This window comes from Paenibacillus glycanilyticus, assembly GCF_030161375.1.
Lineage (GTDB): Bacteria > Bacillota > Bacilli > Paenibacillales > Paenibacillaceae > Pristimantibacillus > Pristimantibacillus glycanilyticus_B.
In genome coordinates, this window is the sequence record NZ_BSSQ01000033.1 from 1 (window position 1) to 15,464 (window position 15,464).

A 15,464-nucleotide genomic window follows, 5' to 3' on the forward strand; every position below is an offset into this window, starting at 1 on the left:
GTTTTGATCCCTGTCTCACAAATGGGGGTCAGTCCCATGCCACTACTGCTTTTTTGTGAGTAACGGTTATAAACGAGACAATAAAACCTTAAAATTCACGATCTTTTCAAGAATAAACTAGACAATCTCTTTTATAACTCAAGACTTTTCGTCGATTTAACGGTTATAAACAAGACATAATCCGTTACCTAAATCTTAAGTTTTGCGGTTTTTATAATTAGGAAATAGTCAGCCATTGAGAATTAGACTAAGCGTCTAATTAAAGACTTTGAATTGTTCTAAAAAGAAAATTAAGTGTTATGTCATTCATGTAAACTTAAAAAGCCCGAGACATCTAATGTCTTGGGCTTTGGTTTATGATGTAAACAGTTATTGTTTTTGCATCTAACTTGAGCTCCGCATAACTGGTCAAGGATTGGTAGAAGTTTAATTCCACAAAGTGCAATAAAACAAACTATAGTTCCAATATCTGATACCATAGGCAGCACCTCCGTCATAATAGATACCCAACTGCCCATGATGGGGGTAACTCAATGTACGTCGGCTTGACCAGTAATAACGGAACAATCAGGGCCATAACAATTATATCATTTTTTTATATTGTATTAAATCACTTAAGAGAAGGCTGATAAAAATGTCTCATTTACGTCGCGAAAGGACACTACCACTACGTAATGGTATTCTCAAGATTGTAATACCACCAAAAATGTCCCTACTGATTAGTGCAGGTTCTGCAGCCTTTACTGTAAGTGTTGTGAATAACGACCATTAGCTCGATAAAATGATCCTTCTTTTTTATCTACCTCAAAGGTAGTAATCCATCCTCTTGTCTTAAAAATACTGAGCATTTTTTCATTTCTGTCGTTAACTTCGAATTTTGGTCTTCTTCCTTTAAATACCCCCACCGCATCTTCCATCCCCAGCAGTTCAAGAGCGCCAATTACCTGCTTTTCATTTAGATTAATGAGTTGCTCAAGTAATAAATCAAATTTTTTCACAGCTGTTAACTCATCTGTTCTAAGTAAATTTATTAAGATGTCATATGAAACAATATGCTGTTTACTTAAGACAATATCAATATGTTGTGTTAACAAGGTTAGAATAATTGTTTTTAGTCTTGCTCCAACGGATTTGAAAATGTTTAATAAGTAAGGAACATCCTCAACGTTAAAATTATGCTGTAGTATGTGTTCCTTAATTTCCTCAGAAAACTTATTACTATTAACTGATATCGAATTTTGAGTAAAAGATAGCAATTTTAATTTGGATGAATCTTCAACATTACTTCTCAACACCTCTAACAACTCCAAGAAATCAAATATCTCTTCATTAATCACTTCATCGGTATATCGAATTATATTTTCACATATAAAATCGATTAGATTGTCCGAGTAGTTAGCCCTCATATAAAGTAAATTCTCTTGATTCATGAATATAACTTTATACTTAATTAAAACACTGATATGACTTGGTATTATACCTTCATACTCGAACTTCTCATAGTGTCTTCCAAAACCTCTTATGAACATTTCAAATTTGGCATCAATTAATTCGTTACAGCTAATAATATCTCCATACAATTGAACGGCATCATCTGGGTTATACTTCTCTTGTATTTTTTCATACGTTATCATGAAACCAATTGAATCACTATTAATAAAATCAATTAGAATATTATCTAATCCAAATACAATGTAATAACTAAGAATATTGAATTCCGTGTATTTTACTTTCCTTAGACGTAAAATATCCTTCCAAATATCTAGATCAGTAACTGCATCCAAGCTATCGACTAAAGTCCGCGAATAATATACATATTGACTTTTATTATCGAAGCTAATATCTGTGTCATTTAAAATAGCGACCACAACTGGTTCATCATCGAATAACTTTTCATCGCTATTTTCTAATATAACGGTCATTAAATGATCTATGTGGCTCTTAACATAACTTACTAACCTTTCGTCAGACTTAGAAAGTATAATTGTGTATAATTTATGCTCAATATCATCAGTGGGTACTTCATATAACTTTTCGATAATTAACTTTATCATTTTAAAGTTTAATTGGTAGAGATCAGCCTCATAAATACTTTTAAACAATGACAAGTTAGCTTTTTCACTGTTGATGTCTAAGAATTTAACCCCTAACAAAAGCAGTCGATTAATAATTAATGGGACATTTGGTTCGTATATATGTAAAAAATTTTCATTCCCAGATATATACGAATTTAAAAAATTATCATCATTCATGACTATTAAATCTTCTTCCGGAGAAAAATAAATAGTATCTAGGACATATTGTTGTTTTTGATTAACAGTAAACAAAATACTACTTAAAATTATTTGTAAAACATTTGGCCACCTTTGATTTAATTCAAAAACAAACCTCTCTTTCTCTTTACCCATAACCCAAAATTGATGGATAAAATCCACCCTGTTTTTCACTTTCAGCTGTGTTATAAACCTTCCAATATTCTCATTTTCCTTTATCAGTAAATGTGAAAGTAAACTGAAATTAAGTATTTCCTCATTATCATAATCTGTATCTCTAAGTCGTGAAACAACGAGTGCAGGATCCTTTAATTCATATAAAAAGTCCTTTGGAATTTCATCGGTAACGCTTCTTAAGAAGATTTTATCTGCCCTGGATAAACTGTGTTCATAAAAATAAGTCATATAGTCAGGATATGTTTCATCAATGTATCCATTTCTAATAAGGTATTTAATTAAAGTAAAGTAGGAACTCGACTTCACTTCATTAAAGTCAGACTTAATTCCAATTTCATTCGTTTGCGAAGCACGGAAAATACTATCTATATTTTCCTTTGTAATAATCTCTTGTAGTTTTTTACCTTCAAGTAATGATATCTTATTTAGTAGTTCGTTAGATTGCAAAGACAATTCATTTAGTATTGGTTTAGTTTCAATTAAACGCTTTCTTTTTTTAAAGTCTGTATTATTACTTAACTTATCAAATTCAGCACGAACATCATAACTATAATAACCATTACCTCTTAGTTCCTGAACATTATCTGGACTACTTTTCAATTCCTTTAAAAACTCTCGACGTGATTGAAATTGATATTCAAGTCTCCCGTTAACTCTTAATAATCCAGAAGGTTTAAAGAAAAGAACTTCTAACTCTTCCACTTCATTAAATATTTCATTTTTCGCTGATTCGATTTGGCTTTGAATATTCTGATATTCATTTTTAAATTGAAGAATCTGGTCACTAAAATATTGTGATTTGTTCTGGAAAATGGTATGAACAAAGCCTCTTCCAAGTTGGAGCTCACTAAAGTCTCTTGGAAATATATTTTTGTATGTAATTACTGCTAATAATTTGTTACGATTTAATTCCGTTGATTGAATTCGATCATAGTATATAACGTACTCGTTATATATATTTTTAAGAATTCGCATATCATCAATATATAATGAAAGACCTTCAAGAAACTCCTTATTAAAGCTATCGTAGATATTTCCCTTTTTAAATAAATTAATAAACTGATCGTATGAATTAGAGCCATCAATAACTGGAACTATCGGAATAATAAAATCAAAAAACTTAGTCCTATCTTTAGATACAAAGATATCATCTCGCAGTAAATAAAAAAAACGAATTATCTTATTGCTCTTCTTGTTTATTAATATATTTATTTCTCTTAGCTTTTCGAATATTTTATTGTCATCAAATCTATCCATGTCTTCAAATACAATTGCATCTACTTTTGCATTTTCAAACAAGTATAAAACCTCATTAAGATATTTATCAAAGTATGATTCTGTTGTATCAGATAATATTTCTATTTCATTCCCCTGAACTTTTATCTTCTTAATCATATTCCTGTTGTACTGAAGTTTTATTAGACTATAAATCAAATACGAAGCAATACATGCACAAACAATACCCCCTATAACAATTGTGCTGCTTTTCGTAGTAAACATTAATACAGATTTAAGCCATGGCGGAGAAAGTTTCCCTACAAACTCTCCCCAATTCTTGAAGTTCTTAATATAGAGTATTAGAGCAAACAGTACTGTGAGTAGAATTGAGCTTATAATCATCTTCGTTTTTGTGATGATAGATACTTTTCTTTTTACTTTGAATTGCGTTTGAGGGATATCACTAGGGCTAATTTGATGAATGAGTTGATTAAGTATTTTACCTTCTAATACTGCATCGATGTTATGGAAGTCCTTTTTATCTTTTGTATCACTAGATACTTCGCCATTAGCAGATTCAAAATGTGCTAAAGAAATATGTAAGAACTTCTTTTTAGATATTTCTTCAAACGTTTCGATTGTACTACTTTTACCTGCACTATAAGGGCCGGTTATTGCAATATTTTTTAAATCTTGTTCTTGTAGCACAAAGTCTAACGCTGTTTTATATATTTTCAAATCAGCATCTTTTATAGGAGTTAATTTTTGAAAATTCACTTCTAAATTAGTATTCACAATAACACCTTCTACCTCACAGAGATTTAAAAGCTAAGTATTAACTTCTAGCTTCTCAGTCAGTACCTTCTCAAAATTTGAACGAACCTCATTCTTATTTTGGATACTGATAAGACCGTTTGCACTACTATTTCAGACAAAGTAATACTACCTGATATGACAGCTGCTATTGTAGCAGGATTATCGAGAATATCCACAGACTTCCTCCAATATGTTAATAACTTATTATATTCAACATAAACTTACATTTCCCTCCAAAAGCCACCTCATATCCCTTACTTAAGAACTATCTTTTAGACACTCAAAAATAAATAATCCGTTGGCTCCCAGTTTACCCGAGACTACCAACGGACTAATTTATTTACCCTTATCCACCATCGCCAATCATAACTGTCTTTCAGTTCAACGACCCTACAACGAATTTGACTAAGTTTCATCTTTACCTGCCGCATTCTCTTCATAAAGGCTTTCAGCTGATTTAAGAGTTTTGAAAACCCTATTCGTTTAACGGTACACAATAAGATAACTCATCATAATCTTCAAGTAATCCCGTGCGCTTCAAATATTGGGTTCCACCATCAATAGCTACCTTCCCGCAAGTACACCACTTCATATCATGGTGATCTACAGATTCAATTACAGACAAACAATTCTTACATCTAATAGCATTCACAATTATTTTAAGCCGCACTATTTACACCCCTTTATCTTAATAGTTTTATTCGACTACCAACGGATTGTTTATTTTCCCTTATCCACCATCTGAACTATCAAATCATTTGCTAAAGTCCTTGAACCACTCATACCCTTTATATACCTTAGTGGCCCTGCTGCGGACCAATCCACACTTCTAAGCTTCTTAACGCACTTCATAATAAAACTATAGTCTATTTGTTGTTTCTGGTCGCCAACAGCTTTGTAGAACACTTCTGACCCTGCAATTGCTAATGCATTAAGAGTTACAATATGTGTAAGCCGGTAGTCTTTGTAATCAAGCCACTCCTTATTGAACTGCTCTTTAATTGTATTGAAAAATACAAGCGCTAACGTCAGTTTTTCCTCTTTTGATAATGCCTGTACCTTCTCATACTTCGTAATTAACTCTATTACTTTATAAAGGTTCTGGAGCGTCACATGACGTCCCGATGATCGTTTCCCTGTTAAAGTCCCTAAAAAGTGAAACGGACTATCTCCACGAGTAATTAGCTCTGTAGAGATCCAACTAATATCATCTGAGTTCCGATGGAGATATTTACTTAACGAAATACCTATCCCCTTAGCCTTTGTATTAATGGTATCAAAAAGATTAATTTCCTCATCTTCATCCAGATAATGGAAAGCTAAGAACGGTACATTAATTTCGGAATGCGTATCCTGTGTGTAGCGTTTTATTCCTCCCAAGCGGTGCTGGCCATCCATTAGTGATGCCTTGTCCTTGCATAATAAGCGGCCATACGTTGACCTGCCTTTATCATAAGGTGTGAATTCCCACTTCGATTCTGCATTTAACAGAATGGGGGTAAATAACGCATTATCCCCTTGCGAGAGATATTTAGCGAAGTCATTGCAGCGTTTGCTATCGACTGGGCGCTGATATCCTTTCCCAGATGGATGATCAAAAGGTTTCACATAGGTGATCTGAAGAGCCGATAAAGCCGATACATTTCCAAGGTATGCGACTTTCCCACGCATCTTATACTGCAGCACATTTTCAATAACATGATAACGAGGTAAAACTGACATAATACACTTCTCCCTGATTTAATATTATGCTTTAATTTTAGGATATATATGTACTATTTTCAAATGGCAATATGTAGTTTATGCATCTTCAACAGAGATTAATACTTGCCTACTCTTAAAGGAGAGAGGTGAGTAAACTGGCTAACATTTATTTAGAGGTAGGTAAGAGAATTAGATTGCATCGTAAAGCAAATAACTATACGCAAGAGGATCTTGGAGAAATGCTGCAAATAGATCAGTCTTATGTTGGAAGGATCGAACGTGGAGAGATTAATATAACCCTAGATACTTTAAACAAAATTGCAGATGCCCTACAAATAAATCCTGCTGAATTGCTTGAAAGCAGCAAGAAAGGGCAGAATCGAGAACAATCTGAAATTCTTACTAAAATTGATACCATCCTTTATTCTTTAAAATCTTCCGAACTTCAAATTGTACTTCGATTACTAAAAGACATCGTATCTTTTAAAAGAGTATAAAACCGCAGGGGCTGGATCAAATTTTAGTCCCTCAATTCATTTTGGAGATTATAATTCTCTCTGTGTTCTTTTATATAGAGATTAATTTCAGGGGCAAAGTGACATAAATATGATTGTTTTACCCCTATGGATTTATAAACATCCTGGCTTAGAATTTTCTCTGATACATTGGATTCAAAAAAGAAATCAATGTCTCTATAAATATTCTCTTTCCATTTTTGAAGTCTTATCTCCCTTTGTTTTTCTCGATAATCCTTAATTACCTTGTTATATCCCCATTTACTTAGCGTATTAGAAGATACCCCGATCTCAGTCGAGATGCCCTCTACTGTGATTTCTTGATCATTCTCCAAATAGAATTCACCCAAAGCAATAATCTTTGGGTAATATATATCTCTTATTTTTCTAGGCAGCGCGGGTCTTTTATAACATAGTAGTTCTTTTAATACAGCTGAATGGTATCTATATACAAAGAACTCCTCTTCCGATATCCAGCAGTTCCAGAGTTGAATTTCACTTAGTGTTTTACCTTTTTGAACATCCTCAATAACACCCCTTAGCTTGTTATTATCCACCGTATAAGATAAGTTGCTAAAAACACTTCTTGTTTTAAAATATGCTATTACACGCTTCCTTTTACGGTTTGAGTAATTCGAAAGTCGAGAAATATCGGCTTCATCACTATCGGTAGTTTTAATCACCTCAAATGCTTGAATAAAATCATCCTTAGTGATAATTTGATTGTTACGAGTCAGTGCAAACCGGCATCCACATGCAGTACAACCTACGTGAGTGTGAAGAATTTGTCCATTTTTATATTTCTTTGTTCCAGTACCCGTGCTAACTAAAGACCCCTGTTTATTAAAAAAATTACACCAAGGAGCACTGCAACAAAAATTACTAACATTCTTGCGAGTATTTAAGAGAGAATCTCTAAATGAACAAGGGATATCTAAAACAATAAAAGCCCTAATATCCATTCTATAATGAATCAATATTCGTAGTAATGTTTCAATATGCAATGTTCTCTTTTTCGAGAGGCTATTTCGAGCCACCTGTAGGAGCCATGGCAATTGAACCTTTAGATTATAAGCCATTTCTAAAACCTCAAGACGATTAAAGATAGGTCCTTTATTATTTAACAAATACAACAGCCGGATTGCTGCCTCATTAGGTTCGATTGTGATTTCTTCTGGAGAGAGGAGTTGTTCCCATAATTGTTGAGTTCTTTTTTGATGATTTAACCATTTATCATCAACTTCAGATGGTGATGATTGAAAACACTTAGATAAATCACTTTTGCAAAAAGGGCACACTGAAACATTAACTAATTGATGCAATTCAATTTTATTATTACAATGGGTACACTCTGATAATAAAAGAAAATTATGTAGGAGACAGTAATCCACCCCCCTTATTTTCCACTTGAGATTTATTCCCCTCTCCTCATGAAGACAATGAGGGCAAAAACATAATTCTTCACGAAGCACTTCTCTTAAAAAACGTGAATGATGTGCCTTACTTCCACCACTTAATTTCCGAAAAACGAAAAAAAATGTCATTGATAGAATACGTGACTTTGTTAGTTCCGTCTCAGCTGCAAGTAATGAAGTATCTAATAGTACTAGTGGGGATATTTCAAGAAGTCGAGCATCCTTCATCTGAGGATATCTTTTCTGACTACTGTTCCTTGTATAATTCCAAACCGTTAATAAGCTTGTTCCATTGGCTTCACCAAAACGAGTCATATAGCTTACAAGTGATTCTTCATTACCTACATTAATAATGACGGAAGACATGGACACAACTCCCAATTTAATGAGATTCAACTCAACAATTGCTTATAGTACTCCTCTATCTCTCTTATAATCTGGGCTTTTAAAGACCTATACCCGGAAACATGTATGTATTGAATACCCAATCCTTTAGCAACTAGAGAAGGGTTAAGAGATCTTCTTTTTTGGCTAAGTTCATTTATTACCTTACGAATATCTTTCGTCCTTTCAGTTAGAATATCTAATCTCCCTCTATTATTCTGCTGTTTCACTCTATCCACTAATTGTTTATTTAGGTCTGGGAACTTCTCAACCAAATAGTCTCTGTTTCTATCAAGGTACTTATATACATTACCAAGCTTAATTGTTTGATTATCAGTTAACTTAAAATATTGCTCAATTTTTGATCGTAGCGCTTCCTTCTCTCTATACAATCTAATAGCATTCTGCTCTTCTTTAGCACAATTTATTATGTCAGATAAACCGTGCACATTTAACGTACTCTCCGAACAGGATAATGCTTTAGCAACACTTGGAAAGTTGATTTTTATATCTAACTTTTTCATATTAGTTAAGACGGATTCTAAATCTTTTGCAAGATTTTCAAACTTTCTCAGAGGTTTTTTTAAAGTGCTTTTCTTATGAAAATAGAAGAGTTGTACTTCCTTTTGTGCAATATAATAGCTGTATTGAATTAAAGTCCAGCCAAATAAGTTTCTTGCTTTAATATATTTATCCTCTGGTGATGTCCTCAAATCATAGTTAAGAGCCTCGAAGTAATTCACTAAACCATCCGGGATTTTCTGAACAGTGTATTTAGTTGCGATTGAATCCGGAAGTAAATTATGAAATGCTAAGTAACCAAAATACTCACTCATTTGAAATATACTTAAACCTATGCATTTTATAATTTCACAACGAGTAAACCCCTGCTGTGCAAACTCTCTAATACAAGAGAGTAAATCGATCTTCCCATCAATTTCTTGCCACTCCCCTGAATTAGGGTCGTACCCATATCTTAAAAAACACTCTTTGCAAACGAAGTAGTACGGATATCTTTTCCCCTTTTTCCTAGGCTCAATTCGATTATACATAGCCTCCATAGTAAAGTTAGGACTATTGAATGTTGGGCACCATGGGGTTTTACAAGCTTGAGGAACGATTAACTTCTCCTCTATTTTGACACTTGAGACATAAGACTCAGGAACGTCTATCTTTTGAAAATCTTCTAACGATATTTTTAGTCTATTAATCTGATTGAAAACTAGCTCTAAAGTGACCTTTTTTGTAGCTCTACCGCTACGTATAAATGAAATCAAGCTTTTCACTATATTAGTACTCAATCCTAAAACATGACTTCTGCGATAAGTGGCTTCCTGATTCTGTGCAACAAACAGAAGCTTTAAGGCAAGTGATCGCTCGAGATCTAAGTCATTATAATTACGTGTTAATATAAACTCGTAGTTCAAAAGATTCTCCCAGTTCTCAATATGAAAATATTGTTCTTCTAAAAAATATTTATCATTTATGAATGTCGCTCCATCGCTAATAAGTCGTTTACAGGCTGGATTGTTGCAGGTTAAAGTATCTAGAATAGGATCACTGTAAAGTATCTTTGTCTCACAAAATTTGCATGAATCAATTAACTTTACATGGTGCTCTGTGCAAACACTAATATCATTAACTTGCCAAATTAGTTTGCAGTACCCTTTTTCTTCTAAACAAAGAGGGCATACTCTTCTGTGTTTCATATTGATATAAGGTCTAATCATTACATTAGCCCGTTCTACATTATCATGAGGTTCATTATAAAACTTTAGAAAAACAGAATTAAAAGTTAATTGACTCAGCTCATTGGATGTCACGTTATTTTTAAGCAGCTTAGATAGGTTATCAAAAGAAGTTAAAGAGTTATTTACGTCCAATTTATGCATTAAATTATTTCGTTTACCGTGAATCGAACCGATATGTATATCTCCCCACAGATCCTTCAATTGACAACGATTTAAACTCGCAACGCGCATTAAAAAAGACGTTAAACATTCCCCAGAAGCTGGTACTGGTCTTATTGTTAGTGAATCATTAACCATTATGAAATCCCTATGTTATGCTTTTTCTGGTTGCTTCCCGAATAAGCTTTCCTTGGCCTCTCTTAAAGTTTTTACAGTTAGTTTCGCTTGACTGATATCATGAAAATCCTTATCAAATACCTTTAATAAACGATACGCCTCAACAATAATACTATGTAAATAAGCAATTCTCCCCTCACAGTATTCATGAAGAAGTTGAGGTTTACCATACTTCTTATCTCCGAGTTTTAACTTGTATGGAGGTTGAATTTGTTTTTCAATATTCTCTAGAAGGCTACAGAATCGCTCATCGCATTCATCAAATGCTTTTAAACGTACTAATGTAAATCGTCTAAAATATTCATCCTCCAAACCAAGTAAATATTCAACTTTTGGTGTTCCCATAAACACAAACGATACTCCTTCATTAGATAAATCCTTAAATATTTCCATCCCCTCTTGATCATCAATTCGCTTTGTTCTAGTCAGGAAGTTTAATTCATCAAATATAATTAATTCTGTACGCTGCTGACGAAGAAGATGGAGTGCCTGATCCTTTAGAAAATCAATTCTTAAGTCTGAGCGAAAAATTTTTGTCCCTAAAGCACTTAAAATTTTTTTGTAAAATGCCTGGATAGTAAATGGAAAGGGAAGCTTTATATATAGTACTGGTCTAATATCAATTTTCTTCTTGTCTTCCACTAACGTGTAGCCTGGATTATTCTCTTTATATCTAAATCCAATCTGCGATTTACCAGCACCTGATATCCCTGTGAGTAATAAATGTTTGGGATCATGTTTTTTTCCAGTCCTTAAGTGAAGCCTTAATGAATCAAAGCGATCCCATATTCTTTGAACTTCCTCATGAACCACAAATAAATCTGCTATGCGATTAGCAAAGTCACTTGCTTCAGTATTACTATGCATCTGACCCCCAACCTTCCTCTTCCTCTGCTAATGCAGCAGCTAAAAACAACTCTTCTTCTCTTGAATATTTCGTCTTATTTTCATTCAGAATTTGGGTTTGACTCGTTAGGAATGCCTCAGCAATATTCTGCTGGCTACTCTCACTCATACGGGCAAGAGCCTTTCTCAAACGCTTCTTCTTATGCAATCCTGTCAAGATCTCCTCTTGAACACGTTGTGAAGCACGTGCATACTGATCGTTACCAGGTATGCTTTTCTTTTTTATTTCCCCCTCTTCGATCCATTTTTGTCTAACTTGCTTAAACGTATAAGCATTTACACCTTCAACTTGCTCATAGGCAGGAGAATAACAAAACAACTCGATAAATCTTTCTTTCTTAGGATGGTAGATATAAATTTTGGATATATCGTCCAGATCATATTTAATGATATATTTTTGTGTCTTCTTGCCAATGATGTCACTACATTCATCTGATTTATATATTCTATTGTCCAATCTAACCCCTTCGCGGGTATATGGCTTTTTCAACGTTAACATGAACTCAAGTCTATATCTTTCTTCTTCTGATGACTCAATCCATTCAGGATATCCTGCTTCAACACATCCATCGTTGTAACGATTTAATGGTGTTTTTGAATGCAATGGAAGTCCCCTATGGTCTTTAATAGGGTACATGTCTGTCAAATAAACCATTAAAATTTTCCTAATTTGACTAAGTGATAAACATGCTTCCTCCTCAGGGTTAATGTCACCTAAATCAGCGAACTTACTTTTTGTAGTCCCTAAAATATTATGAATTAATTGGTCATTAATTGTTCGAAATAATCGTTCAATAATAGCACCATATCTCGGGGTTCTGACCGGTCGATGCATGATCTCGGCTTTTAAGGTTTCATTGACTAATCTTTTTATTTCTCCGCTTTTAAAATCCATTCCATTATCAACATAAATAACATTGGGAATACCGAATGCTGCCCACTCCGATTCAGTTCCGAATCTCTTCTTTGCATGTTTGAAAAATACTCCGTGTTGAATTGCTTTACGTACAACATTAATACTCGGAGGTTCGAATGAAACATACAAACACCAAGGTAAACGGCTATATACATCTATTCCAATTGTAATCCATGGCCGGTCTATAGTCAGACCCGTTATATCATCAATTACCTGCATGTCTAATCTGGTATGATCGATTTGAATAATATCTAAAGGGTGTAAAGCATCTCGATCAGCATACCCCCGCGCTACATCTTCATAGATAGCGGTGGCGTTTTTTCTGTTTCGATATAGCTCCTTTGCTTTCTCATCAACCCTATTCAAAATCTCAGAAACAGTACTATAACTTAAGCATGGTAGCTGCTGTATTATACATGCATCATTTATTGAACGATGTACTACAGCTTTTGAGACCCTATATTTAGTAAGATACTCGTTCTCTATAATTCTTTTTACAATTGCAATGACTGCATCATCTTGTCTCACACTAATTACGTCAAGAACAATATCAGGTCTATTCGGGTCACATATCTCCATTGTCTTTGTGTCCGTTCTTCCTGTATACCCTCGTCCTCTTGATAAGATTAGCCCCTCGACACCACTATTCATCACTTCATTTTCCTGGTCTCTATACAACTTGAGCCATCCTAAAATGGTTGATCTATTTCTCTTTTTTCTTTTTTGAATTTCTCTAATTTTATTGTTTCTCGAGATGATTTCATCTTGAGTTAGTTTTTCAATATCCTCCCCCTCGTATAGGAGTGTTCCGTATTTATCTATAAATTTTTGGACAGATCTAAGATTTCCCGATTTGATTTCATCTAAAAGTATTAAGGGATGAATTACTTCGAATCGATCACTTACCTCGTCTCGTCTTGTTTCCGATAATTTAGCTAATGCATCGTAAACGACAACTTCTTTTTTTCTTGTTTTCATTGATTTCCCAGCTATAAAGGTGGGGTGTGTTACTAGATCAATAAATAACATCTCACGATCTTCACCATCTACTCTTTTTATCCAAACATTAGGTGGATTAATTGAAACCACCTTATGCACTTTTCCATACAAAGAAAAATCAGAATATAACCTTAATTGATTAAACGCCAATTTACTCCCCTCCAGCTCCTAGAGTTAACATCGTGTTATTAACCTTTATATGTGTTGTTGAGTCTATGATCTGGCTTACATCAGCCAAAAATTCTCCAGATGCTATTAAATGATAGACTAAAGGTTTTATCAGTAATGGATCAATCTCATTTCGAAATGTTTCTGCAAGATGATAAACACTGGTTTCCTCTAGAATGGATAGGCTTGTTTTAACTTTGATATACCATGTGGAATAGTAGGATCTCTCTTTAAGAAAATTTTTTAAAAAGCGTACATTTCGGAGAAGGATTGGAGGAAGAGATTTAGGGTATATCACTCTGTAATTCCAATCTCGATTGGCAGCGTAGCTTTCACAATGATAGTTAATTAATTCGAGCTTTGGATTATTCTCTTCCGGCTCATGTTTTACCTGATGCAGATAAGGATGTTCTCCATTACGAAACACAAGAACATCAGGAATATGAAGCCAATGCTCATCTACCTTATTGTTTGCATAAATGGGTACTTCAACCGGCTGAACATAATACCGAACTACATCATTATCTAATTCAAGGTAATAATAGTATAGCCTCTCACCTAAAGATTCGTATTCCACGGTACGCTGCATCTTTGTGCTATAAAAGCTCCCAATTATATGAGGATGTAACCTGCTATTTTTATTATTTACTTTTCGTTTGGGTGAGTATAATGAATCCTCTCTCGACCAGTCTCTATTTGACCATTTGTACATAGGACACCACCAAAATATTAGTATTCTAATATTAATATCATATTACAAATAATAGTTTCGTATCAATAGATTTTTATACACCTAGCACTTCAATTAAGCGTTAATCGGTTTAAATGGGATTATAATTAAATTATAATCTAGTAGTTAAATCACTATATTAAGCACATAGAGCGGACATACTTTTAATAGTAAGAATAATATTACTAGGAGTGAAAAGCAGTGGAGTCAATCGGGGAAAGATTAAAACAAATAAGGAAAACACTAAACTTCAATCAGAGTCAATTTTCTGAAAGTATAGGTTTATCACAAGGAGCATTAAGTGAAATAGAGAATGGAAAATTTAATCCTTCAATAGAGATAATTATTTCAATAAACAAGTTGTTTGGTATAAATATAGAATGGTTATTACTCGGTGAAGGTAATAAACATGCAGATGATCCCTTCGAACAATTAGATCATAAACAACTTATTCAGCAGATATTTGAAATTATAAATTGTGAGGCAAAACGTATATCTCAAGAAAAAAACATACCTATAGAGCAGCTAATAACTGATATTTTTACTCAATTAAATACAGGGTTTGTTAATAGCTATCCCCTAGATGAAAAACAATTAGTTAATATGTTCTCCTCATTAGAAAATAAAGATAAAATTGAGATTGAATCACTTTTGAGATTAAAGTATAAGAAAGCTACTTAAGTTTCAGTTTATATAGACATATACATAATTGATTTATTACCTAAACAAGTTAAATCCCCATAAAGAAAAGCTTCCTTCTAGGTTAGAAGGAAGCTTTTTCAAAACTAGTGATCATCGGGAATATACAGTCACGTTTACACACAACGCATTTGACACCTAAGATGTTGCAGCAGGGACATTCACATCATCCACATTAAGATGGCCAAAGCCTACAGTTGCATTATCAACAATCTTGATATAACATGACGTTCCCACAAAAGAAGCAGCATTCCACGTAATACGGCTATATGCTTCGTTATCGTTGCCCGTTGCCTTCAGCAATTCCGTTCCATCGGATGCACGGACTAAGGCAACGTATAAATTATTGATATTATTTCCTCCGCCAATTAGGAAGTCAATTACACCATTCCCACCGAGCGTGAAAGTCTCAGACCTTAGAACGCCAACTTGTGCGTCTCCGCCATCTTTAAACCCC

The 15,464-nt window shown here is 33.8% G+C and carries 11 protein-coding genes; 2 read left to right on the top strand and 9 right to left on the bottom strand.

The window, feature by feature from the left end:
* Positions 1-740 precede the first annotated feature (740 nt).
* The 3 genes from QQK89_RS28895 to QQK89_RS28900 all read right to left on the bottom strand — a co-directional run bounded on the left by QQK89_RS28895 (position 741) and on the right by QQK89_RS28900 (position 6,206).
* Positions 741-4,463, bottom strand: a complete 3,723-nt coding sequence (locus QQK89_RS28895; RefSeq protein WP_284242227.1) for a hypothetical protein — start codon at positions 4,461-4,463, stop codon at positions 741-743.
* Between the two features lie 496 nt (positions 4,464-4,959).
* The gene (locus QQK89_RS29785; RefSeq protein WP_434481804.1) at positions 4,960-5,154 is read right to left on the bottom strand and encodes a DUF7695 domain-containing protein; all 195 of its coding nucleotides are present in this window, start codon (positions 5,152-5,154) and stop codon (positions 4,960-4,962) included.
* Positions 5,155-5,204: 50 nt separating this feature from the next.
* On the bottom strand, positions 5,205-6,206 hold the full coding sequence (locus QQK89_RS28900) for a DGQHR domain-containing protein (RefSeq protein ID WP_284242228.1): 1,002 nt from the start codon (positions 6,204-6,206) through the stop codon (positions 5,205-5,207).
* Between the two features lie 128 nt (positions 6,207-6,334).
* On the opposite strand from QQK89_RS28900, the gene QQK89_RS28905 reads away from it, so the two are divergent.
* Complete coding sequence (locus tag QQK89_RS28905) at positions 6,335-6,685, top strand: helix-turn-helix domain-containing protein (protein ID WP_284242230.1); 351 nt, start codon at positions 6,335-6,337, stop codon at positions 6,683-6,685.
* A gap of 23 nt (positions 6,686-6,708) precedes the next feature.
* Here the strand turns inward: QQK89_RS28905 and QQK89_RS28910 are convergent, their stop codons facing one another.
* Genes QQK89_RS28910 through QQK89_RS28930 form a run of 5 tightly spaced genes read right to left on the bottom strand, consistent with a single transcriptional unit; the run spans position 6,709 to position 14,290 of the window.
* Positions 6,709-8,484 carry a TniQ family protein gene (locus tag QQK89_RS28910; RefSeq protein WP_284242231.1) on the bottom strand — a complete coding sequence of 592 codons (1,776 nt, stop codon included), beginning with the start codon at positions 8,482-8,484 and terminating at the stop codon, positions 6,709-6,711.
* A gap of 26 nt (positions 8,485-8,510) precedes the next feature.
* Positions 8,511-10,550, bottom strand: coding sequence for a TniQ family protein (locus tag QQK89_RS28915; protein ID WP_284242232.1), 2,040 nt, complete (start codon positions 10,548-10,550; stop codon positions 8,511-8,513).
* Positions 10,551-10,565: 15 nt separating this feature from the next.
* Positions 10,566-11,456 carry a TniB family NTP-binding protein gene (locus tag QQK89_RS28920; RefSeq protein WP_284242233.1) on the bottom strand — a complete coding sequence of 297 codons (891 nt, stop codon included), beginning with the start codon at positions 11,454-11,456 and terminating at the stop codon, positions 10,566-10,568.
* Positions 11,449-13,560, bottom strand: a complete 2,112-nt coding sequence (locus QQK89_RS28925; protein ID WP_284242234.1) for a Mu transposase C-terminal domain-containing protein — start codon at positions 13,558-13,560, stop codon at positions 11,449-11,451. Before QQK89_RS28925 ends, QQK89_RS28920 begins: the two co-directional genes overlap by 8 nt.
* Before the next feature lies 1 nt (position 13,561).
* Positions 13,562-14,290 (bottom strand): TnsA endonuclease N-terminal domain-containing protein, encoded by a 729-nt coding sequence (locus QQK89_RS28930; protein ID WP_284242235.1) that lies wholly within the window; start codon positions 14,288-14,290, stop codon positions 13,562-13,564.
* 219 nt (positions 14,291-14,509) lie between these two features.
* Here QQK89_RS28930 and QQK89_RS28935 point away from each other — a divergent pair, with 219 nt between their 5' ends.
* Positions 14,510-14,989: a helix-turn-helix domain-containing protein gene (locus tag QQK89_RS28935; RefSeq protein WP_284242236.1), complete on the top strand. Its 480-nt coding sequence runs from the start codon at positions 14,510-14,512 to the stop codon at positions 14,987-14,989.
* Positions 14,990-15,145: 156 nt separating this feature from the next.
* Here the strand turns inward: QQK89_RS28935 and QQK89_RS28940 are convergent.
* Positions 15,146-15,464: hypothetical protein (locus QQK89_RS28940; protein ID WP_284242238.1), on the bottom strand; the 319-nt coding region annotated here is incomplete at its 5' end.